21 protein-coding genes are annotated in these 22,875 nt (G+C 59.4%); 4 read left to right on the top strand and 17 right to left on the bottom strand.

Going from position 1 to position 22,875, the window contains the following annotated elements; all coding sequences use genetic code 11:
* Nucleotides 1-167 precede the first annotated feature (167 nt).
* The 13 genes from K5D32_RS10740 to K5D32_RS10680 form a co-directional block, all read right to left on the bottom strand.
* Entirely contained in the window at nt 168-1,325 is a 1,158-nt protein-coding gene (locus K5D32_RS10740; protein ID WP_221600219.1) for a glutathionylspermidine synthase family protein, read from the bottom strand.
* A 12-nt stretch (nt 1,326-1,337) separates the two neighbouring features.
* The gene (locus tag K5D32_RS10735) at nt 1,338-2,111 is read right to left on the bottom strand and encodes a DUF1190 domain-containing protein (protein WP_221594145.1); all 774 of its coding nucleotides are present in this window, start codon (nt 2,109-2,111) and stop codon (nt 1,338-1,340) included.
* Nucleotides 2,112-2,138: 27 nt separating this feature from the next.
* Complete coding sequence (locus K5D32_RS10730) at nt 2,139-2,564, bottom strand: DUF350 domain-containing protein (protein WP_221575645.1); 426 nt, start codon at nt 2,562-2,564, stop codon at nt 2,139-2,141.
* A gap of 13 nt (nt 2,565-2,577) precedes the next feature.
* The gene (locus tag K5D32_RS10725; protein ID WP_221600217.1) at nt 2,578-3,231 is read right to left on the bottom strand and encodes a YjfK family protein; all 654 of its coding nucleotides are present in this window, start codon (nt 3,229-3,231) and stop codon (nt 2,578-2,580) included.
* Nucleotides 3,228-4,253, bottom strand: a complete 1,026-nt coding sequence (locus tag K5D32_RS10720) for an ion channel (RefSeq protein ID WP_221600215.1) — start codon at nt 4,251-4,253, stop codon at nt 3,228-3,230. Before K5D32_RS10720 ends, K5D32_RS10725 begins: the two co-directional genes overlap by 4 nt.
* A gap of 89 nt (nt 4,254-4,342) precedes the next feature.
* Nucleotides 4,343-5,050, bottom strand: a complete 708-nt coding sequence (locus K5D32_RS10715) for a PspA/IM30 family protein (protein ID WP_221575642.1) — start codon at nt 5,048-5,050, stop codon at nt 4,343-4,345.
* Nucleotides 5,051-5,076: 26 nt separating this feature from the next.
* Nucleotides 5,077-5,730 (bottom strand): YjfI family protein, encoded by a 654-nt coding sequence (locus K5D32_RS10710; RefSeq protein WP_221575641.1) that lies wholly within the window; start codon nt 5,728-5,730, stop codon nt 5,077-5,079.
* A 193-nt stretch (nt 5,731-5,923) separates the two neighbouring features.
* Nucleotides 5,924-8,584 carry an aminopeptidase N gene (gene pepN, locus K5D32_RS10705; protein ID WP_221600213.1) on the bottom strand — a complete coding sequence of 887 codons (2,661 nt, stop codon included), beginning with the start codon at nt 8,582-8,584 and terminating at the stop codon, nt 5,924-5,926.
* A 13-nt stretch (nt 8,585-8,597) separates the two neighbouring features.
* A complete protein-coding gene (locus K5D32_RS10700; protein ID WP_221600211.1) occupies nt 8,598-9,431 on the bottom strand; it encodes a DUF2797 domain-containing protein in 834 nt (277 codons plus the stop codon).
* The gene (locus K5D32_RS10695; protein ID WP_221575639.1) at nt 9,428-9,688 is read right to left on the bottom strand and encodes a YeaC family protein; all 261 of its coding nucleotides are present in this window, start codon (nt 9,686-9,688) and stop codon (nt 9,428-9,430) included. The genes K5D32_RS10700 and K5D32_RS10695 overlap by 4 nt, the downstream gene beginning before the upstream one ends.
* Nucleotides 9,689-9,716: 28 nt before the next feature.
* Entirely contained in the window at nt 9,717-10,589 is an 873-nt protein-coding gene (locus tag K5D32_RS10690) for a rhomboid family intramembrane serine protease (protein WP_221600209.1), read from the bottom strand.
* Complete coding sequence (locus K5D32_RS10685) at nt 10,586-11,557, bottom strand: metallophosphoesterase (protein WP_221575637.1); 972 nt, start codon at nt 11,555-11,557, stop codon at nt 10,586-10,588. Before K5D32_RS10685 ends, K5D32_RS10690 begins: the two co-directional genes overlap by 4 nt.
* Nucleotides 11,557-12,447, bottom strand: a complete 891-nt coding sequence (locus K5D32_RS10680; RefSeq protein WP_025260972.1) for an NAD(+) kinase — start codon at nt 12,445-12,447, stop codon at nt 11,557-11,559. Before K5D32_RS10680 ends, K5D32_RS10685 begins: the two co-directional genes overlap by 1 nt.
* 200 nt (nt 12,448-12,647) lie before the next feature.
* On the opposite strand from K5D32_RS10680, the gene K5D32_RS10675 reads away from it, so the two are divergent.
* Entirely contained in the window at nt 12,648-13,631 is a 984-nt protein-coding gene (locus K5D32_RS10675) for a DUF1853 family protein (protein ID WP_221600207.1), read from the top strand.
* Here the strand turns inward: K5D32_RS10675 and K5D32_RS10670 are convergent, their stop codons facing one another.
* From K5D32_RS10670 to K5D32_RS10655, 4 genes are all read right to left on the bottom strand, one after another.
* Complete coding sequence (locus tag K5D32_RS10670; protein WP_221575635.1) at nt 13,632-14,840, bottom strand: MFS transporter; 1,209 nt, start codon at nt 14,838-14,840, stop codon at nt 13,632-13,634.
* 160 nt (nt 14,841-15,000) lie between these two features.
* On the bottom strand, nt 15,001-16,335 hold the full coding sequence (locus K5D32_RS10665; protein WP_221575634.1) for an MFS transporter: 1,335 nt from the start codon (nt 16,333-16,335) through the stop codon (nt 15,001-15,003).
* A 105-nt stretch (nt 16,336-16,440) separates the two neighbouring features.
* A complete protein-coding gene (locus K5D32_RS10660) occupies nt 16,441-17,349 on the bottom strand; it encodes a 1-aminocyclopropane-1-carboxylate deaminase/D-cysteine desulfhydrase (RefSeq protein ID WP_221600205.1) in 909 nt (302 codons plus the stop codon).
* A 111-nt stretch (nt 17,350-17,460) separates the two neighbouring features.
* Complete coding sequence (locus K5D32_RS10655) at nt 17,461-19,497, bottom strand: NADPH-dependent 2,4-dienoyl-CoA reductase (protein ID WP_221600203.1); 2,037 nt, start codon at nt 19,495-19,497, stop codon at nt 17,461-17,463.
* A gap of 204 nt (nt 19,498-19,701) precedes the next feature.
* Between K5D32_RS10655 and K5D32_RS10650 the strand changes: the two genes are divergently transcribed.
* The 3 genes from K5D32_RS10650 to K5D32_RS10640 all read left to right on the top strand — a co-directional run.
* Nucleotides 19,702-20,847 (top strand): nitrilase-related carbon-nitrogen hydrolase, encoded by a 1,146-nt coding sequence (locus K5D32_RS10650; RefSeq protein ID WP_221600201.1) that lies wholly within the window; start codon nt 19,702-19,704, stop codon nt 20,845-20,847.
* 2 nt (nt 20,848-20,849) lie between these two features.
* Nucleotides 20,850-21,890 carry an AraC family transcriptional regulator gene (locus tag K5D32_RS10645; protein ID WP_221594137.1) on the top strand — a complete coding sequence of 347 codons (1,041 nt, stop codon included), beginning with the start codon at nt 20,850-20,852 and terminating at the stop codon, nt 21,888-21,890.
* A gap of 506 nt (nt 21,891-22,396) precedes the next feature.
* The coding region (locus K5D32_RS10640) for a pyridoxal-phosphate dependent enzyme (RefSeq protein ID WP_409372866.1) at nt 22,397-22,875 on the top strand (479 nt) is incomplete at its 3' end.

Here is a 22,875-nt window from a genome sequence, read left to right as displayed (position 1 = left end):
GGAACGCTCTAGCCTTACCCTTTTGGAAGCAGTCACATCCTAGTCGGCTTTTCAAATCCGTGACAATCGACAAGTCGTTATCTTTTGTTAAGCGCCGGTAGGAATTCATTCGCGAATGGGTTCAGTGGCCTTTCGCGAATGAATTCGCTCCTACAGGTGGTGAGGTATCAGTCAATCACGACATGGGGCAAAAACCGGCTGGAGTCCTTGGTGATCAGGCTTTCGTCTTCGCGAATGCCGATCCCCGATGCCAGGTCACCGATCACCCAGGAGCCGATCAGGGTGTAGCTGTCGTCGAATTTCGGCAGTGGCGAATAGGCTTGCAGGATGTAAGGAGCATCGGTGTAAGGCCCGTCGACGGCAATCACCTGATCGCCCGGTGTGCGCATCTCGATATTGGCGCCCTCGCGGGAGAAATACGGCTTGCGAACCCAGCCTTTGGGGACAGGCTTTTCAGGGTTGCGGTCGATATGGGCCGGCAGCAGGTTGGGATGGCCCTCATTGAACTGCCACAACAGCGGCAATATGCCCTTGTTGCTGAGGATCGCCTTCCACGCAGGCTCTACGAACTGAGTGCCACTGGTCGCCACGTACTGGCCGAACGGCTCGTGAAAGATATGCTCCCAGGCATGCAGCTTGAACAGCCGCTCGATCCAGTGCCCTTCCATGTCCACGAAACGACCTTCGCTCGTGAGCCCGATATCTTCGATATCGATATGCCGCGCATCGATACCGACATGGGCCGCCATGCGGCGCAGAAAGTCCGTGGTGCCCCGATCCTCGATCGAACCGGACATCGACGAAAAGTAGAACGGGCTGGTGCGTGGAAATTCGGCAAAGGCCCGCACAACGTCTTCTGCAATGGAGTTGAACTGAGTGGCGTGAGCCGGCAGCACGCCCCGCGCCATCTGTTCTTCGAGCCAAAGCAACTGAAACGCCCCGGCTTCCATCAGGCTGGTGGGCGTATCGGCATTGATCTCGTACATCTTTGCCGGCCCGGTGCCGTCGTAGGCAAAGTCGAAACGCCCGTACAGATGCGGATGACCCTGCTTCCATGAACTGCGGATCAGGTCGAAGAACGCCTCGGGAATCGCCAGTTGCTCCAGCAGTTCTTCGCTGTCCACGATCCGCGACACAGCATCCAGGCACATCTGGTGAAGCTCCTGGGTCGGCGCTTCAAGATCGCGGGTGATCTGCTGTTCGGTGAACAGGTAATACCCGCGCTCGTCCCAGTAGCGTTCACCCTCGATAGTGTGGAAGTTGAACCCCTCACGCTCTGCGGTGTTTTGCCAGTCCGGGCGTTCCTGGACGCTGATCTTTTTCATCGGGCCAATCCCTTAACCGCCAAAACTGAAGCTGCTGCTCTTGCTGGCGCTAGTGCTGCTTTTGCTGCCCCAACCGCTGCGCGCCGTAGCCTCACTGCCAAAACCGCCACGGGAGATAGTCGAAGATACCGAGGACTTTGAGATGGTCGAAGAGACTGTGGATCTTGGAGTGCTCTCCAGGCTGCGTCCCAGCGTAGTGCGGCTGTAACTCTTGGCCGGGCTGGTCCGGGCCTGAGTCGAACCGCCAAAGGTCTTGCCACGATCGATCTGTGCCGGCAAGGACGACATGTAGAAACTGCCACGGTCGTCGCGCGCCTGATACACGGGCTGCGAATAGTAGCGGTTACTGCCAAAACCGCTGCTGAGCAGGTTACCGATCAGCAAGCCTGTGAGCAGGCCTTCGCTGCCACCAGGGTTAGCCTGGGCGACTTCCTGATGCACCCTGGCGAGGGTGTCTTTCGGTACATTGCCGGAAAACGCCAGCTCGAATCCGCCCATCTTGGGCATGTATTTGCCTTCGGACGTGACCTGGCAGTAGTCCGGGACGAAATCAGTCTCACAGGAAGCCTTGTCATCATAGGTCGGGGCAATGCTGCGGTGATCCGACAAAGCCTGCATGTAGGCGTCAGAGCACACATCCACCGGCACCTTGGAATCGACACAGGCCTGGACCGAGTTGAAGTTGGTCTGCGCGGTAAATTCCGGTATATCGTCAGCCTGGCTGCACGCCGACATGGCGAGAGGAAGCGTACTGGCGAGCACAAGTTTTGTAGTACTGCGTCTCATCGTGAGTCTCCTTGACCGTAGCCGCTGTCAGACCGAAGGGGTCATGCAGGCCGCGTTGAGCAGACCGACGCTGATGGCGACACTGGCCGAGTAGATGGCCGCTGCCGTCTCGCCTCTGACAATGCGCGCCGAAAGGCCCTTGAGCACCAGGCTGGTCACCCCGAACGCCAACAGTTGCACCACGGCAGCAATCACCACCCAGACGATCACATCCAGAATGCCGACGCTGTAAGTGATGATATTGCTGGCTGGCAACGCGAAACCGACCAGCGAACCGCCCAGTGCCAGAGCCGCCGCGACGTTGTTCTCGCGGATCAGGGCAAATTCCTTGTGCGGCGTGACGCGGCTGTAGATGAACTGGAACAGGGCGAACAGAATCGCTGCCACCAGGATGTACATGATGAAACCAAACACGGCAGTGGCGTTGAGCGACATACGCAGCGCGTCGATCATGAGGATTTCCTTGTCATAGAACGTTGATATCAGTGGATTGCAGGGTTACGCCAACCGCCGTTGTCAGGGTGATGACACCCTCTTCGTCTTCTTCTACCGAAAACAGCAGAAATTCCCGTCGGTTGATCAAGCCCGTTTCACGGGCGTACAGCATGCTCAGGTGCTTGATGCGATAGCCGCCGTCGGGGCTGCTCACATCTTCATCCATGGGCGTCAGCTCGGTCTGGCCGGTTTCGGTTCCCCACTGACGCTCGAACACTTCACCGTCGTGCTCATAGGTCGGCAGGCCGATCTTCGAGGACGGGCCGGTCAGGCGCAGTAATTCATCCTTGCTGGCAATGGTCGAAGCACTGAAATAACCGAACAGAATGATGTCCTGGGCATCTTCCGGAGCGGGACCATTGCTGACCACTTGCAGGAAGTAATCCTCGTTATCCAGATAGAAACGATGGATGGACATCGACTGGCCCAGGTCGATACGGCCCACGGCCCAGACCTTTTCATCGCCCGGCACAACCACTTCGGAGTGACCGTCGAGCAGCATTTTCAGCGACGAATCCAGGCACAGCATGCGCCCTGAAGCCAGACCAAACGGGGTGCTCGGCCTGCTGGCGTTACCGGACGCCTTGGGTGCCTCCAGCCCCATGACACGTTTGAACCAACTCATAGCGCATCTCCCTGCAATCGGCTGGAAGCGATGTAGAAAATTTCCCCGCCGCGGATGGACACATCATTGGCAGGATTGATCTCGAACTGCCCGCTGGCAGACGAGCGATAGCCGATCAGCGTGGCATTGAATTCCTGGCGCAGACGCACATACAGCTCGCCGCAAGAGGACGTGAAATCGGCAGGCAGCACATGCCGGAATTGCGTTGCGCCCTGGCCAACGCACAGCAGTTCGTTGATCACGCTGCTGGAGCCCGGATCCTGGGAGGAACGAACCAGCATTTCAATAGCCATGTTCGACGTGCATTCCAGTTCGGGGGCATAGGTTCTGGCCAGCGCCGCCCGTTCGGAATTATTGAAGTGAGCCACGACATGGCCCGATGGTCCCAGGCTCTTGAGCGTCAGCACAATGGCCAGGGTCAGGCTGTCGGACTGGGTATGCACCAGAATCCGCTGGGCACCGATGACGCCTGCACGGAGCAACAGCGCAGGTGAATCCAGCGAATCGCCCTTGATGAAGGATGCACGGCCCGGCATGGGGTTTTCTGCGATGAGCGAATCGCAGATCACCAGCCCTCCGCCACTGGTCGAAGCGTCCTGATCGAGCAGTTCGACGATACGTTCGCTGGACTCGCCATCCCAGCCCACCAGAACCGTATGACCCTTGAGTGCAGAGCAATCGCCCTGTCCCTTCATGTTTCTTCTCCAGATATCACCGACCGAAGTCGATGCCTTGCCGATCACAGCGGTCAGCAAGGCGATACCGCCCAGCATGATCCAGGTGGTAGTGATGACCTTGCCCCAGCCGGATTTGGGCGAAAGATCGCCGTAGCCGACCGTGGTGGCGGTGGTCAGGTAGAAATAGGTGAAGTCCGCGCCCTGGAGCAGGTGCTCCTCGCTGGCCAGCGTCAACAGCAACCATGAAACGGCGTAATGCACGACCAGCAACATACCGATGCCAGCCCAGCCGAACCGGTTGAAGAACACCGATGCGTGACGCCGAAGCAACAGAAACAGGGTCATCCGATCAAATCCTTGAGTCAGCGTTCACTTCCATACAGCCCCGGCAAAGGCACGGGATGGCCTTGGTCGGCCATCCCCTTCCAGACGACTTACTGGGCCGGAGTCTGATTCCGGGCTTTCAGGCGTGCCAGCACATCTTCGGCACCGCCATTCCTGGCACCGATGCCGGCGTCTTGCAGACGGCGCTCAAGGTCGCTGCCATTGGACTGGCTGGCCAGTTCTTCAGCCGCTTCCAGCTTGGCGTCCTGCTCATCCTGACGCTGTTTCAGGCGTGCCAGAGAACTCACTGCATTTTCCACCGCGCCGCTGGCACCACCGGTAGCATTGGCCGTTGCGACACGCGCCTTTTGCACGGTTTCACGCGCCTTGGCCATTTCGACCTGCTGCTTGAGGGCCTTGATTCGCGACTCTGCCTTGAGCACCTGATCCTGCAGCAAGTTGACCTGCTTGTTGAACTGGTCGGCCAGTTCCTGTTCCTGATCGCGTTGGGCTTCGATTTCCGCAACCTTGGCCGCGCATTCCACAGCCAGGGACTCCTCGCCCTTGTTCAGCGCCTGCAAAGCACGGCCTTCCCAGTTGGCGATGCTGGTGGCGTGTTCTTCAAGGCGCTGAGCGGACAGCTTGTGCTTGGCCTTGATGGTGATCAGACCGTCGCGGGCCTTGACCAGCGCGCTTTCGGCGTCACGGATTTCCTGGTCCAGAATGCGGATGGCATTGGCATCGACAATCGACTCGCCGACTTCGGAAGCGCCGCCACGAACGGCAGTCACCAGTTTCTTCCAGATACTTGTGGTCATGAATTCTTTGCTCCTGACAGGACTGTTCAGCGGATGAAATGGTCATCGAAAGCTTCGGCCGCACGGATCACATTGTCCGCGAGGGTGAAGATTTCCTGAACAATCACCGTGAGGGACGATGCGGCGCTCAGTGCGCCAAACAGGCAATAGACTTCCTGGTCGTCAGCCAGGGTTTCGATACCCACCGACGACAGGGGAAACAGGTCGCGGCTGCGCAGGACGACATTGTTGAACGCGGCCACATCCTTGATGTTGCTCACTTCGATCAGCGTGGCATCGGCCAGGATCTGCTCACCGGCCACCGCGATGTAGATTGGCAGGTCGCCATAGCCTTTCATGGTCAACCGGATGCCAGCCTCGGCACCTTCGGTCACGGCCAGCTCAATTTCACCTTGAGTGACCAGATCCAGTTCGGCCAGAGACTTCTGCAGGGAGCTGATGGTCCAGTGGGTGTTCTCGGTCATGAAATCCTCCAATTTGATTCTCTCGCCCAGAAAGGGCTGCCTTAGCGCTTTTTCGATGCCGCGCAACGCATCGACGTTTTCGGGGCGGATCCAGAATTCACGCTTGACCAGACCCGCTTCCTTGAGTCGCAGACGCATTTCACGCATGTAATCGGTAGAACTCTTTGACACCTTGGCCGGGAGTGCTGAACTGTCGCCTTTGGTTTTACGAGGCATTGGCGTCCCCTGTGTTTCACCTTGGATCAGGTGCGCAACGTAGCAGATGCCATCACGGATGGATACGAATCACATGTGATAATTTTTCAGGCCGAAAACGATAAGGCTCCAAACGTAAAAAAGGTACTGCCCGCCACCGCGAACAGCACCTTTTTTCAGAGTGCGAATAACGCACTCAATGTGGCATCAAGCCTTATACCGCCAGGCTTTTGCTCACCACCTCGAACACATCGGCCGACAGCTCGCCGGAGCTGCGAATGCGCTCAAGCTCAGCCTTCATCAACGCCTGACGGGCGCTGTCGTACTTGCGCCAGCGAGTCAGCGGTGCCAGTTGGCGCGAAGCGATCTGCGGGTTGAAGCCGTTGAGTTCGATCACCAGATCCGCCAGGAAGCGATAGCCGGAGCCATCTGCCGCATGGAAGTTGATCAGGTTCTGGCCGGCGAAAGCACCGATCAGGGCGCGGACCTTGTTGGGGTTCTTGATGTTGAACGCCGGATGCTGCATCAGCTCCTTGACCCGTTGCAGTCCACCCGGTTGGGTGCTGCCCGCCTGGACGCTGAACCACTGATCCATGACCAGCGGGTTGCCTTTGAAGTTTTCGGCAAACACCGCCAGCGCCTTGGCGCGCTCTTCGGTAAAGGGCGAGTTGACCAGCACCGCCAGCGCCGTCAGGCGCTCGGTCATGTTGTCAGCGGCATCGAACTGCTCGATGGCCGCCTCCAGAACCTGCGGTCTGGCGCTGAGCATCAGGTACGACAGCGCAATGTTCTGCAGGCTGCGACGGGCGAAATGCTCGGCTTCGGCGATGTAAGGCGTGGTTTTCGACAGGCTGCGATTGGCCTGATAACGCGACCACAGCGCATCGAACAGGCTGTCGGCAATCTGCTGACGCGCAAACTCGCGGGCTGCATGAATGGCATCGACATCGGCCACTTCGCTGATTTCAGTGAGGTACGCCTCACCCGGCAGCGACAGCATTTCCGCGACCATGGCCTGATCCAGTTGCTCGTCCGCCAGTACGGTGCCCAGCGCCGTGACCAGACGCTGATCCAGAACCAGTGGCTGACCTTGCTGATGCTGCGCGATCAACTCTTGCAGCACCTGCACCGACAGCTGCTGGCCTGCCTCCCAGCGATTGAAGCCATCGCTGTCGTGCTGCATCAGGAACATCAACTGGTCGCGGTCGTAAGGGAAGCTGAGTTTGACCGGAGCCGAGAAGCCACGCAGCAGGGACGGCAGCGGTTTTTCCGCGATATCGACGAAGGTAAACGTCTGCTCGGCTTCAGTCACAGACAACACGCGGGAAGTCCCGCTGGCGGCGGCGTCGCCGGACAGACGCAGGGCAACCTCGCCACCCTGCTTGTCCAGCAGGCCCAGCGCGACCGGAATCACGAACGGCAGCTTTTCCTGTTTGTCCGGCGTTTGCGGGCAGCTCTGGCGGAAAGTCAGGCTGTAGGTGCGTGCCGTGCTGTCGTAGGACTCGCTGACCGCCAGACGCGGCGTACCGGCCTGGCTGTACCAGCGCTTGAACTGGGTCAGGTCAACGCCATTGGCGTCTTCCATGGCCTTGATGAAATCGTCACAGGTCACGGCCTGGCCATCGTGGCGCTCGAAGTACAGGTCACTGCCCTTGCGGAAGCCTCCGGCGCCCAGCAGGGTGTGGATCATGCCCACGACTTCGGAGCCCTTTTCGTAGACGGTCAGGGTGTAGAAGTTGGAAATCTCGATAAAGCTGTCCGGGCGCACGGCATGTGCCATGGGACCGGCATCTTCGGCGAACTGGTGAGTGCGCAGGTAAGCGACATCCTGAATGCGCTTGACCGTGGCCGAGTTCATGTCCGCCGAGAAGCCGGAGTCGCGGAACACCGTGAAGCCTTCCTTGAGCGACAGCTGGAACCAGTCGCGGCAGGTCACGCGGTTACCCGACCAGTTGTGGAAATACTCGTGGGCCACAATCGCTTCGACACGCTGGTGAGCGGCGTCGGTGGCGGTTTCGGCACGGGCCAGCACGGCGCTGGAGTTGAAGATATTGAGGCCCTTGTTCTCCATGGCGCCCATGTTGAAGTCGTTGACGGCCACGATCATGAAGATATCCAGGTCGTACTCGCGACCGTAGGTTTCTTCGTCCCAGCGCATGGACTTCTTGAGGCTGTCCATGGCGTGCTGGCACTTGTCGATGTTTTCCGGCTCGACGTAGATGCGCAGGGTCACGACACGTTCGCTCATGGTGGTGAAGGTGTCTTCGACGCACCACAGATCACCGGCCACCAGCGCGAACAGGTACGCCGGTTTCATGAACGGGTCTTCCCAGGTCGCCCAGTGCCGACCGTCGTCTTCCTGGCCGCTGGCAATCGGGTTGCCGTTGGACAGCAGCACCGGGAAGTCATGCTTGTCGGCGCTCAGGGTCGTGGTGAACTTGCTCATCACGTCCGGGCGGTCGAGGTAATAGGTGATCTTGCGGAAGCCTTCGGCCTCGCACTGGGTACAGAACATGCCACTGGATTTGTACAGGCCTTCCAGCGCGGTATTGGTTTCCGGGTGGATGCGCACGGTGCTGTCGACCGTGAAACGCTCGCCCTTGGGGTGCAGCGTCAGATGATCGGGCGTCAGTTCGTAATCGGCAGGACTCAGTTCGATATCATCCAGTTGCAGCGACACAAGCTCCAGAAGCTGACCGTCCAGCACCAGCGGCGGCAGGCCTGCGCCACGTTCCGGGTTACGACGCATGACCAGTTGTGCATGCACCAGGGAATGGTCGTCGAACAGCTCGAATGTCAGATGCGTTTCGTCAATGAGGTACTCAGGCGCCTGATAGTCTTTCAGGTAAATCATTTTCGGTTGTTCAGTACGCATACTGGAGTCCTTATTACTGATGCACGGCCAGTTGATAGGCCGTGTACTTGCGAATATTGATCACGCCGGTATCGAAAATCAGGTATTGGCCCTTGATCCCCAACAGCGTGCCCTCGGCAATCGGGTTCTTGTCCAGGTTGAAGCTGACGATCTTGGTCGGATAAGCCTCGACCGGATACCGGAACTCCGCAGGTTCGGCGTCATGCAGCAACTGGATGGCCTGCAGGCCGAATCGGCCTTGCAACTCCTGTAATCCGGCAGCGCAACTGTCGAACAGTTCCTGGCGAATGGCCTTGAGATCCACAGGCTGAGCATCGCCCTTGAGCAAGGCGCGCCAGTTGGTGCGGTCCGCAACCTGACTGCGCAGCAGGTCTTCGACGAAACCGGACTGCTGCCGGGTTGCCACACGCAGGATCGGCAAGGCCTGGCTTGCGCCCTGATCCAGCCAGCGGGTCGGCAACTGGGTGGCCCGAGTGATACCGACCTTCACGCCCGATGAATTGGCGAGATAGACGATATGGTCGGTCATGCAGAACTGCTCGCCCCAGGACGGGTCCCGGCAGGTGCCGTGCTCGTGATGGCACTTCTCCGGGCTCATGATGCACACGTCGCACTGGGCCAGCTTGAGCATGCACGGGTAGCAATAGCCCTGGCTGTAGCTGGATTTGGTCTTGCGACCGCAATGGCTGCAATGGATGGCACCCAGGTATTCCAGGCGCACCGTCTTGCCGATCAGCGGGTTGACGGGGATTTCCTCATCGCCCAGCCGAAACGCATATTGCACGAACGACGCATCATTCTGACGCGCCGACATTTTGTTGACTGCTCCGCGACCAATCTCGATCAATGGATGGCATCCGACTTGAACAGGATATTGGCCACCGGCTCGGACTTGGATGCACATTCCTGCGGGCCCATGTAACCGATGCGCTGCTCTTCCGGCAGGTTCTGCGCTTCCCAGGCGATCAATGCCTGCAAGGACAACTCACGCTGCTCCTGAGTGAGCTTGCGGCCATCGGACCATTTACCGATTTCCACGGCCAGCTTCAGGCTCTCATAGATGTCCGGGGTGATGTTTTCAATCATTTCAACAAAAGAGGACATGCCGTACTCCAGAAAATAGGGGGTAATTCTAGGCGCTGCGGCGGGCAATGGCACCACCCACAAGACCTGTAAAACAACCAATGACGAGGCCGCCGACGTGGGCACCGTTGGCGATATCGCCAAAACCCAGCAGGCTCACCAGCCCGGACAGGCACAGCACCAGCCAGACCAGCATCATGATCAGCACGCCACGAGGCATACGATAGATCGGGTTGGGCGCCAGCCACTGGAAAATCCAGCAATGGCCCAGCAGCCCGTAAAGAACACCCGATAACCCGCCAAACAGGCTCGGGCCACCGAAAACATATTGAACCGAGTTGGAAACCGCAGCGAACAGCAACGTCAGACCCAGCAGATGCCAGCGCCCCTGGCGCAGTTCGATGCGCCGTCCCAGCTCCCAGTACCACAGCCCGTTCATGGACAGATGCAGGATGCCGAAGTGGATGAACATCGGGGTAACGATCCGCCACCACTGCCCTGCCGCCAGACTGTCGGCAAGGGGCGTGAACATCGCGTATTCGCCCTGGACCTGAAAGTCCAGGAACGTCAGCCAGCGCACGGTATCGAGGTCATCGCCCAACAAGGTGAATCCGGCAACGATCAGGGTGGCCAGCAGTACAAGGGCGGTGACTGGACTGTTGCTCAACTGCTGAGCGAAGCTTGGGCGCTTCACTTGGGTCACGGCAGCTGCGGGCGGCAATTCGTAGGAATCGTCCCCCTCGGGAAAACGTGTGTACAAGTTGCGCACCTCTTCGGGCAATTGCCCGACTTCAGGCACCCAGAGCACTTGCTCGCCTGCTTCCTCACTGACCCGATGGGGCACGCCCAGGCGCTGCAGAAGGCTGATGAACCCCGTCAGATCGGTACTCAGGGGCAATCGCAGAACGGCAACGGGACTCATTGGGAAACCTCGGGGCGCTGCACATCGACCCAGACGAACTTGCCCGGATCGATCTGTGTTTCCTGATCCAGTCGATAAGCGACCAGTTTGCCGTAGAGCACGGCGCTGTAATCCAGGCAGGCCAGGTTCGGGCGAATCGGTGCCGGTATGCCGCTGCGCCAGTAATGGCCGACGAACAGTAACGGCTCGTCGATGCCATAGCGCAACAGGGCGTTCTTTTCCGAAGTGGACAGCGGCGTCTTGGCCACGCCTTCAGGCAGGGCGTCGGGCTGGAACACCACATCGCCATACGTCTGCGGGTCGTCTTCCCAGAATTTGGTGCGGAAGAAGGCACGGGACAGGCCATCGCCGCCGGTCAGGGTCAGGCCATGGGGCAGGCGCATGTCGGTGCCGCGCAGCAGGCGGTTGAAAACGCCGCTGGCAAAACTGCCCGGTACCGCCGAAGCCTGGACGAAATGCTTGTCGATGCAGCCATTGCCATGAAGACCGCGCAACGGTTCGATCAGGCTCGGGTCCCAGCAGGCGTGAACCACACGGAAACGGCCGGCATCGATGTACAAAGGCAGCTCGTAGAACCACTGGACAAACTCGCTCCACTCCGCCGGATATTGCTCGAACTGCGCCAGCGTCTCGCCGATCAGTCGCGCATGACGCGGCGTGTGTTCACGCACGAAGCGCTGGCTGCCTTCAGGCAAGGCCGGTGTCACCCAGCCCAGCGCATTGAATTCATGGTTGCCCATGATGCAATAGGCCTGACCTGCCTGGACCATATCGCGCACGATATGCAGCGCCTCACGAATCCGCGGGCCGCGATCGATGATATCGCCCAGGAAAATCACCTTGCGTTCAGGGTGACGCCAGACGCCCGCCTGGAAACGGTAACCGAGCAACTCCAGCAAGTGCTCAAGGGTATGAGCACAACCGTGCACGTCACCGATCAGATCGTAGCCACGCGCAGGATCAAGCATCAGTCTCCTCCGGCGCCGAGTCTGCTGCCCCAGCCGAGCTTGGTGCGGCAGACTTCGTAATAGTTGTGATCCAGCGGATGAATCAGGCGCAGTTTCTGGGATTTCTTGCTGACGGTAATGGTATCGCCCGGTGCGCAGGTGAAATGATTCTGGCCATCACAGGACACCTGGGGATAGATGGTCATGTCCTTGGACACCACGATTTTCAGCTCGCTGTTGCCGTCGACCACTATCGGGCGACCGGACAGCGTGTGCGGGTACATGGGCACGATGACGATTGCGTCGAGCTTGGGATGCATGATCGGCCCGCCCGCCGACAGCGCGTAGGCGGTCGAACCGGTGGGCGTGGCAACGATCAGGCCGTCGGCCTTCTGGCTGCAGACGAACTGGCCATCGATGTAGATCTCGAATTCGATCATCCGCGTGGACTTGCCAGGGTGCAGCACCACATCGTTGAGCGCATCGCCCTGACCGATGGCTTCGCCATGGCGGCGGACTTCGGCCTGAAGCAGGAAGCGGTTCTCCACCAGATAGTGGCCTTCCAGCACTTCAGCGACTTTGACCTCCAGCTCGTCAGGACGGATATCGGTGAGAAAGCCCAGGCTGCCACGGTTGATGCCCAGTACCGGAACATTGTGCTTGGCCAGCGCCCGCGCAGCCCCCAGCAGACTGCCGTCGCCGCCTACCACAATCACCATGTCGCAGACTTCACCGAGCATCTTGCGCGACGAGGTCTGCAGACCGTGGCCGGGCAGCACTTCAGCGATGGTGTCTTCCAGAATGACGTGCAGATGCCGGTCCAACAGGAATCTCTTGAGTCGGCGAACGGTATCGAGCACCTGGACACTGCCCAGACGACCGATGATGCCGATATTGCGAAATTGCTCCATGGGGCTCCTGCTGCGGGTTCGATACGGCTTTAAAGAAAGGGATTATGGGCGAAAGGGCCGGGTAGCGGCAATGTATGCACAATCCCGTGGGAGCGAATTCATTCGCGAGAGGCCATTCCAGGCGACATATTTCTGCCGGATGCATCGGCCCTTCGCGAATGAATTCGCTCCTACGGAGGGATGGGGGCTATTCTCGGTGAATGACTCTATTTCCCGACCTGATCGACCTGCCCCGCCAGTTGCGCCATCCAGAGGTGCGCGACCTGGCCTGGGTCATCCTCGCGCCGCCCATGCTCGATGCAACGCCATGGCCGCAACGTCATCCGTTGACTGGCAGCGACTGGGTACAGCACACCGATCAACTGGCAGACTTCCTGTATCAACTGGATCGGGACAGCAGCCCGCTGGAACACTGGCTGTCGCTCAGCGCCACACGCAGGCTGGGGCTTTACTACGAGCGGCTCTGGCAGTTTGCGGTGCATCATGCACCGGGTGTAGAGATCATCGCCGCCAACCTGCCGATTCGTCTGGAAGGCCACACCCTGGGCGAGCTGGACATGCTGCTGCGTGATCGCGATGGCGTACATCATGTGGAGCTGGCCATCAAACTCTACCTCGGGCCGCAGGACGGCGACGGCAGCGACGCGGCGCAATGGCTCGGCCCGGGATGCCATGACCGGCTGGACCGCAAGCTCACCCACCTGAGCCAGCATCAACTGCCGATGTCCGCACGCCCGGAAAGCCGGGCTACGCTGTCGGCGCTGGGCATTGAAGCCTTCACTGCCCAGCTGTGGCTGGGTGGCTATCTGCTTTATCCCTGGCCGGGACAGGCCCGCTCACCCGCAGGTGCCCATAGCCAGCATCTCAAGGGACGCTGGCTGCATCAACGGGACTGGGAAGAGTTCATCGCACAAAGCCCGGCAGGCCGCTGGCAACCTTTGCCCCGTCATGCCTGGCTGGCTCCGGCGCATTACATAGAGGCCTGGAGCCATGAGCAATTGCAGGACTGGCTGAACCAGCTCAACCCACTGGCTCCGGCGCAACTGCTGGTGCGCCTGAATCAAAACCCGCAGGGCGAGTGGGAAGAAGCCGAGCGACTGTTTCTGGTATCGGACATGTGGCCGAATCTGGCCGACACCAGCAACACGCTCAGTTCAGTGACCGCCTCGACACCTTCCGCCTGATCACTTGGTCTTGGGCAGGAAGATAGTCATGATGCCAAGCAACGGCAGGTACGAGCACAGGTTGTAGACATACAGAATGCCGTGGCTATCGGCCAGATAACCAAGCAACGCCGCACCGATCCCGCCAAAGCCGAACATCAGGCCAAAGAAGATGCCGGCAATCATGCCCACATTGCCCGGCACCAGCTCCTGCGCATAAACAACGATGGCGGAAAACGCCGACGCCAGGATGAAACCGATGATGACACTCAGCACACTGGTCCAGAACAGATCGGCATAAGGCAGCGCCAGGGTGAAAGGCGCAGCGCCCAGAATCGAAAACCAGATCACTTTCTTGCGGCCGATCTTGTCGCCAATCGGGCCACCAAAGAACGTACCCGCCGCCACTGCGCCCAGGAACAGGAACAGATGCAGTTGCGAGCTGGCCACCGACAGGTCGAACTTCTCGATCAGGTAGAAGGTGAAGTAGCTGGTGAGGCTGGTCATGTAGAAGAACTTGGAGAACACCAGAAACGCCAATATGCCCAGCGATACAATCACCCGGCGTCGCGACAGACCGTGTGTCGCCGCCTGCCCGGCCTTGAGTTTGAACAGGTTCAGGTGCGCCCGATACCAGCGGCTGATGGCGTACAACAAACCAAGGGAAAACAGGGCGAACAAACCGATCCAGGCCACATTGCCCTGACCGAACGGAATGATGATTGCAGCCGCCAGCAACGGGCCGAACGCCGAACCGGTATTGCCGCCGACCTGGAAGGTCGATTGCGCCAGCCCGAAACGCCCACCCGAAGCCAGCCGTGCAATACGCGAAGCTTCAGGGTGAAAGGTCGATGAACCGATGCCGATAAGCGCCGATGCCAACAGGATCAGCGGAAAACTGCCCACCATCGACAGCATCACAATACCGATCAGGGTACAGATCGAACCCAGAGGCAGCACCAGCGGGTTGGGATGCCGGTCGGTGTAATAACCGACCCAGGGTTGCAGCAGCGAGGCCGTGATCTGGAAGGTCAGGGTAATCAGACCGATCTGGGTGAAGCTCAAATCGTAACTGGCCTTGAGCATCGGGTAGATCGACGGCAGGATGGCCTGGATCAAGTCGTTGATCAAATGCGCCAGGGCAACCGCGCCGATAATGCGCATCACCAGTGGGCTGCTCTGCGGAGTCGTCGAAGCGGCGGGAGTGCCGGGCTGAGCGCTGATCGCCATACATTTCATCCGTAAAAATGGTTTTGGAATACCCTCATTCTGATATTACAAAATGTGTCATATCGAGACGGGGTCGCCAATTTGCCATTTTTCAGGGCATCCGTGCCATTTTTTATTGCTCTTTTGCGATGAGCTTAGTGAACTCCAGACAACAGTGAGTTCATTCGTGAACCAGGTCGCCCGTTTCTCTATGCCCTGCCACGTCATGCAGGGAAATCTTCGAAGTCTCTGGTAACGCCAGACCACCCACCAATGCCAGAGCCGCCACGGCAATCAGATAAAAGGCTGGCGACAGGTTACTGCCAGTGGTGCTGATCAACCAGGTCGCCACCAACGGCGCAGTACCACCGAACAGGGTGTAGGCCATGTTGTAGGTGATGGCCGAGGCCGTGTAACGGGTGCGAGTCGGGAAGGTTTCCGAGAGCAGCGCCGCCGTGACCACACCGCACAACACTGCGCCTATGGCCAACAACATCACTCCGAAGATCGAAGCCGCAAACGAACCCGAACTGGCCATCAGGAAAGACGGAAACACTACCAGCATCAGCAAGACACAGGCCGTGACCACCGTTGCGCGTCGCCCGACCTTGTCGGAATAAGCACCGGCCAGCGGACAGATTGCGGCCGCGAACAGCAAGGCAATCAGCGACACCAGCAACGCCGTGGCCCGACTCAAGCCTCCCGCCACTTGCAGGTAAGTGGCGAAGTAAGTGGTGAACATATAGAACGACAACGCCGTCAGGGAAATGAACGCCCCCAGGCAGCAGATGGCCGCGCCATGGTTGCGCAGGGTTTCCCTGAGTGGCGAATGGGCCACCGCATGTTCCTGTGCCACCGCCTGGAACGCCGGGGTTTCGTCCAGCCTCCAGCGCAGGTACACACCGACCAGTCCCAGCGGCGCGGCAATCAGAAACGGCAGGCGCCAGCCCCAACTGCCCATGGTTTCCGCCGACAGTGACGCCTCCAGCGCATAGGCCACCACGGCGGCGGCAGCAAAGGCCGAGAAAGTCGAAACCGGCAGAAAACTGCCGTACCAGGCACGCTGGTCCTGAGGCGCATGCTCCATCAGATAGGCACAGGCCCCGGCATACTCACCGCCCGCCGAAAAACCCTGAGCGCAACGAATGATGGTCAACAGAATCGGAGCGGTCACGCCGATAGCGGCATAAGTGGGCAGCAAGCCAATCAACGTCGTGGCACCCGCCATCAACAGAATGGTAATGGCCAGCGTGCGCTTGCGACCGATCCTGTCGCCCAGCATGCCAAAGAAAATCCCGCCCAGTGGCCGGAAGGCAAAGGCAACGGCAAAGACCGCGAAGGTTTTGAGCAGCGCGGCACTGGTGTCGGTACTGGGGAAGAATTGCAAGGCGATGGTGGTCGCGAGAAAGCCATAGACCGCAAAGTCGAACCATTCGACAAAGTTACCCAGCGCGGCTGCCACGATGACCTTTCTCAGAGTCGCAGGATCGACCTGCTCTACGACGGTAGTTGTCATGCTGACCTCGGCCATTGATGAGGGGAATGGACCGATTATCAGGACAGTGAATGGAAGGCTTTACTCTGAAAGTGTCATCCACATAGTCAGGGACGACGCCCGTCCTCAGGACATCATTGCCCGCCGACCTTGCAGGCCGCCGGTGTGAACGAAAATCAGGCGAGTGCCCGGAATAAAGCGTCCGGCTGCCACTTCATGGTGCAGGGCCAGCAGGGCTTTACCGGTGTAGAGCGGTTCCAGCGGGATGCCACTTTGCGCTTCACTGGCGGCGATAAACTCCAGCAGATGTGCATCGGTTTTCGCAAACCCGCCGCGACTGGCATCCAGCAGGTGATAACCCGAAGACGAGTCCACAAGAGCCGACACATTCCGGGCGACTCCATGATCATCCGGCACTGCCAACGCGCCATATACCGGGTGAGCTCCCGCCTCCGCCAATACAAGCCCGGCCAGCGTGGTCCCGGTGCCCGCCGCCAGCCACCAACCGTGATAATCATCCCAACCCAGCGACTGCAACGGCTCTTTTATCAAGTCCAGCAATCGGCCACAGCCCAGCGCACCGGGCATGCCGCCACCACCTTCCGGGATCGGATACAGCTCGGGATACTGCGCCTGCCAGGGCGACCAGAACCCCTCTTCATGCCGGGCGCGATAACCGCCATAACCCAGCCAGTGCAATTGCATCCCGAAGGCTTGCAGATCGAGCACCGTAGGCGTCAGTTGCTCATGACCGCGTAGCAAGCCAACCGTGGGAAAACCAAAACGCCTGCCCGCCGCCGCCACCGCATGCAAATGATTGGAATGAGCGCCCCCCAGGCTGATGACACCCGCTGCTCCACCCTGAGCAGCACAAGCCAGATGCTCGGTGAGCTTGAACCACTTGTTGCCGCTGATCAGTGGATCGATAAGGTCAAGCCGCAGGATCGCAACTTCAATGCCTGCCTTTTGCAACCAGGGCAGGCTCAGAAGTTCGAGAGGGGCTGTGGGTTGCCAGGCAAGAGCGTCATTGATCATGACGCGCAGTTTACCTCGTGCAGTTTAATACCAGACAGTTAAGAGGCTGATTTCAAAAATCTGGTGAGCCACAATTCGTGGGAGGCATGCCTTAACTGATCTTCATTGCCCCTACAATTCGGCAGCCAACCTGGAACCCTGATCAATCGCTCGCTTGGCATCCAGCTCGGCGGCCACATCCGCGCCACCGATCAGGTGGACGCTCTGCCCCGCCGCGACCAATCCGTCATACAACTCGCGCAACGGGTCCTGGCCGGCGCAGATGACGATGTTGTCCACCGGCAGCAGTTTCTCTTCGCCTTCGCCGATGCGGATATGCAGGCCTGCATCGTCGATTTTCAGGTACTGCACGCTGTTGAGCATTTGCACTTGTTTGTTTTTCAAGCCGGTGCGGTGGATCCAGCCGGTGGTCTTGCCCAGGCCATCGCCGACCTTGGTGTCCTTGCGCTGCAACAGGAAAACCTGACGCGCCGGAGCATGGACCTCAGCCTTGATGCCTGCCACACCACCACGCGCCTGCAGGCTGGTGTCGATGCCCCATTCCTTCCAGAAGGCGTCACGATCCTGGCTGGTGGAGACGCCCTGATGAACCAGAAACTCCGACACATCGAACCCGATCCCGCCCGCACCGATCACTGCCACGCTATGGCCCACCGGTTTGCGTTGCAGGATCACGTCCAGATAGCTCAGTACCTTGGGGTGATCGATACCGGGAATGGCAGGCGTACGAGGCGCGATGCCGGTGGCCAGCAGCACTTCGTCGAAACCGCCATCCAGCAGATCCTGCACGGCAACACGTGTTTCAAGACGCAACTCGACACCGGTGTTTTTCAGCTTGTGCTTGAAGTAGCGCAAGGTTTCATAGAACTCTTCCTTGCCCGGTATGCGCTTGGCAACATTGAACTGGCCGCCGATTTCACTGGCCGAGTCGAACAGCGTCACCTGATGCCCGCGCTCTGCCGCCACGCTGGCTGCCGCAAGGCCAGCAGGCCCCGCGCCCACCACTGCGACTTTCTTGACCTGCCGCACTGGCAGGTAATTGAGTTCGGTTTCATGGCAGGCACGGGGGTTGACCAGACAACTGGTGAGCTTGCCGCCAAAGGTGTGGTCCAGGCAGGCCTGGTTGCAGCCGATGCAGGTATTGATCTCCTCGGCACGGCCAGCGGCAGCCTTGTTGACGAACTCCGGGTCGGCCAGAAACGGCCGGGCCATGGACACCATGTCGGCATCGCCTTCGCTGAGGATCTGCTCGGCGATTTCGGGCGTATTGATGCGGTTGGTGGTGATCAGCGGGATCTTTACGGCACCGCGCAGCTTGGCCGTTACCTTGCTGAAGGCACCACGCGGCACTTTGGTCGCGATGGTCGGGATACGTGCTTCATGCCAGCCAATCCCGGTGTTGATGATGGTCGCTCCGGCCTGCTCGATGGCCTTGGCCAGGGTCACGATTTCCTCCCAGGTACTGCCGCCTTCCACCAGATCCAGCATCGAAAGACGGAAGATGATGATGAACTCAGGCCCGACAGCTTCACGAACCCGGCGCACGATTTCCACCGGCAGGCGCATGCGGTTTTCGTAGCTGCCACCCCAGCGGTCGGTGCGGTGGTTGGTCTGCGCGACCAGGAACTGGTTGATGAAATAGCCTTCCGAACCCATGACTTCAACGCCGTCATAACCAGCGCTCTGAGCCAGTGTCGAGCAGGTCACAAAGTCCTGGATCTGCTTTTCGATGCCCTCTTCGTCCAGCTCTCGCGGCGTGAACGGGTTGATCGGTGCCTGGATGGCGCTGGGAGCGACCTGATCGGGGCTGTAGGCGTAACGTCCGGCATGCAGGATCTGCAGGCAGATCTTGCCACCGGCCTCATGCACCGCCTCAGTGACGACGCGATGTTGCTCGGCTTCTTCAGGGGTGGTCAGTTTTGCAGCGCCCTTGTAGACACCGCCTTCCTTGTTCGGCGCGATACCACCGGTGACCATCAGCCCTACGCCGCCGCGGGCACGCTCGGCAAAGTACGCCGCCATTCGCTCGAAACCTCCGGGCTTTTCCTCAAGACCGGTATGCATCGAGCCCATCAGGGTCCGGTTGCGCAGGGTCGTGAAACCCAGGTCCAGCGGGGCCAGCAGGTGCGGATAGCTCGTGGCAGTCATGGGGTCGCTCCATCAGTGTCATCACGGGAAAACGAGGACATCTGTGTGTCCGCTTGTTCTATTGCGGGCCAGTTGTATGGCACGTTCATGACACAAACAGTAAAGAGCCGACCCGCCTCGCTCAATGACCGAAAGTGACAAGTTATTGATCCAAACGTGCAGGCAGGCTAGTGTCCTGTCTTGATCGGACCTTGATAGCCTTTTATGCGTAAATTCTTCGGCATCTGCCTCATCCTGGCGAGCATGGCCGCTCTGGTCAGTTATGGCCTCTGGACCCAGCAACGCCCGCAGGGACATTACCTGTCCGACCTGCGCATTCATCTGGCCATCAACGAAGGCCAGCCGGGCGAGCGCGGCAATCTGCTGGGAATCGAACCCGAGCTGTTCCCCACCGACTACCAGAACCCCCAACGCCTGCACCGCAAGCTGGCGGCGTATCTGCAACATGCACGCGAACTGGGCCTGATCAATGCCCGGACCATTGTGGTTCTGCCGGAGCATGTAGGCACCTGGCTGTTCGTGTCCGGGGAGAAGAACGAACTCTTCCAGGCAAGCGACCGGGATGACGCCATGAGCTGGCTGCCCTGGAGCAATCCGCTGCAATTCATCAAGGCTTTCGTCCAGGCCACCGGCGAGAACCGGCTGGAGGATACCTATCTGCGCATGAAGGCCAGCAGCATGGCGCAGAACTATCAAACCCTGTTCGGCGGTCTGGCCAGGGAGTTTGGCGTCACTCTGGTGGCAGGCAGCATCGTGTTGCCGGAGCCCCGTGTCGAAGAGGGTCAACTGCGCATCGGCAGTGGCGATCTGTATAACAGCAGCCTGGTCTTTGGCAGCGACGGCCTGCCGCTCGGTCAGCCTCAACGCCAATTGTTTGCGAGCCACTATCAGCACGATTACGTCGAAACACAAAGTCGTGCGCCTCTGAACGTCATCGACACGCCGGCAGGTCGTCTGGCCGTCCTGATCGGCAGTGACAGCTGGTATCCCTCCAGTTACACACGCCTGAATGAAAGTGGCGCCGAGCTGATTGCAGTGCCCGCCTTCGTGCCCGGCAAAAGCAGTTGGGCCGGTTCATGGCGCGGCTTGCGCGACAAGAGTGAAAACCCTAGCGCCGACCTCAAGCCCGGAACGATCAGCGAAGGCGAGGCCTGGCACCAACTGACACTGACCGGTCGCAAACCCGACAGTAACGCCCGGGCCGGGATAAGCGTGTTCCTCCATGGGCAGTTCTGGAATCAGGGCAGCTCAGGACAAGGCTTTGCCAGTGACAACGGGCAGATCATCGACGAGCAACAGGTGGAAAACAGCGCCCTGAGCGGTGCCCGCCTTATCAATATCTGGCTCTGAACATGCCTGACTTGACGCTGCGCCTCGGGGATCTGTCAGTGGGCTTTATCCAGAGCCTGGGAGATGCCGTGCGCAGTTTCGGCCATGATCCGGCTCCGCTTCTGGAGCAATACGGCCTGGACACGGCGCGCCTGAGCGAAGCCGGCGCACGCCTGTCGATCCCGCGCTATATGCGCCTCGGGTATGCGGCCATCCAGCTCACCGGGCAACCGGGACTGGGCTTGCGCATGGGACAACTGAGTCGCCTCAGTCAGCTCGGGCTGGCGGGCGTCACGGCAGCCCAGGCACCGAATGTGCGGGAAGCGGCGCGGGTCCTGAGCCGTTTCGAGGCGCTGTATGGCTCCAACTATCGCGGTCAGTCCAGCTTTCATGAAGATGCAGAAGGTGCCTGGCTGCGCTTCTACTCCATCAGCCCTTACAACGCCTATAACCGCTTCGTAGTGGACTCGATCCTCTGTGCCTGGATAAGCAACCTGTCTGCCCTGGCCGCTAGCCCTTTGCGCGCTCAGCGGGTCGAGATCGAATTCGAAGCGCCCGGCTATGCCGCCGACTACAGCGTCATGAGCGACAATCCGGTGATCTTTGGCGCGGCGACCAACCAATTGCGTCTGGATCAGGCCAGCCTGGCGCTGCGCAATCCCGACCATTGCCCGAGCACATGGCACCACTTGCTGCAATTGTGTGAAAAGGAACTGGAACAGCTGACCCGCACCCGCAGCCTGCGTGAGCGCATCATTCAGTTGTTGGGACCGTTATTGAACGGTGGAAGGGAACCGGATCTGGAGGAAATCGCAGCCCGGCTCAAGCTGCCGACCTGGACACTGCGCCGAAAACTGGCCGATGAAGGCACTCGCTTTCGCACCATCCTCAATGACACTCGCCGTGATCTGGCGATGACTTACATCCGCGACACTGAACTGGCGTTCGGCGAGATCGCGTATCTGTTGGGTTTTGCCTCCGCAGAAGCCTTTCAACGCGCCTTCAAACGCTGGAACAGCCAGACTCCGGGAGAGTTTCGCCGCAGCCAGCGTCAAAGCGCCTGACGCCCTTCACAGTTCGGTAGCGTCGTCGGAGGGCTCCAGCGGGTCCAGCTCAAAGGCGCGGGATTCCAGCAGTTCTTCTTGATATTCGTCCATCGTTTGAGTCCTTTTGCGTGATTGATTACATGGTGGAAACACTGAAATAACTGACCACAGCCACCACAGTAAAGTGCCAATGTGAATAAAAATGTTACGCCTTATAAAAATACGAGCACTGCACAGAGGAATTTAGCGCACTCAATTCACCCTTGACTTGGCAGCGCCTCCCGCCATAACCTCCGACTCATGAACTCAATCAAGCAAAACTTCGGCCAGATTATTATTACCGTCATTCCAGTCATGGCGGGTTAGCCGACGTTTGCAAAAAACCCGCCCTGGAGGCGGGTTTTTTTCTGTCTCCCGGGCTACTTTCAGCACCAGGAGTCAGACATGATCATCATCCACCGCTCTATCGCCCCTCGCCTGCTTTTGAAGCTGATCATCCTGCCCTTGTCCAAGGGGTTGACGCGATGACCGATCTGCTCAACCACTACGCCCGAAAGATCCTCACCTCCCGCGTCTATGACGTCGCTGTGGAAACCCCGTTGCAGGGCGCCCGCCAGCTTTCCGAGCGTCTGGCCAACCAGATATTGCTCAAACGCGAAGACCTGCAACCGGTGTTCTCGTTCAAGATTCGCGGGGCCTACAACAAGCTGGCGCAACTGAGCCCTGAAGAACTGGCTCGCGGCGTGGTGACGGCTTCGGCAGGCAACCATGCACAAGGCCTGGCGCTGGCGGCGAAAGTCTTGGGCATCAAGGCCACTATCGTCATGCCCAAGACCACGCCCGAGATCAAGGTCGAAGGCGTTCGCTCACGGGGCGCTCAGGTGGTGCTGCATGGCGACTCCTTTCCAGAAGCCCTGGCCTATTCCCTCAAACTGGTGGACGAGCAGGGTTTTGTTTACATCCATCCTTACGATGACCCTGACACCATTGCCGGACAAGGCAC

This window comes from Pseudomonas cichorii, from assembly GCF_019719005.1.
GTDB lineage: Bacteria > Pseudomonadota > Gammaproteobacteria > Pseudomonadales > Pseudomonadaceae > Aquipseudomonas > Aquipseudomonas cichorii_E.
The sequence above is the reverse complement of the archived record's forward strand: the minus strand, read 5'-3'. Positions and strand labels throughout refer to the sequence as shown.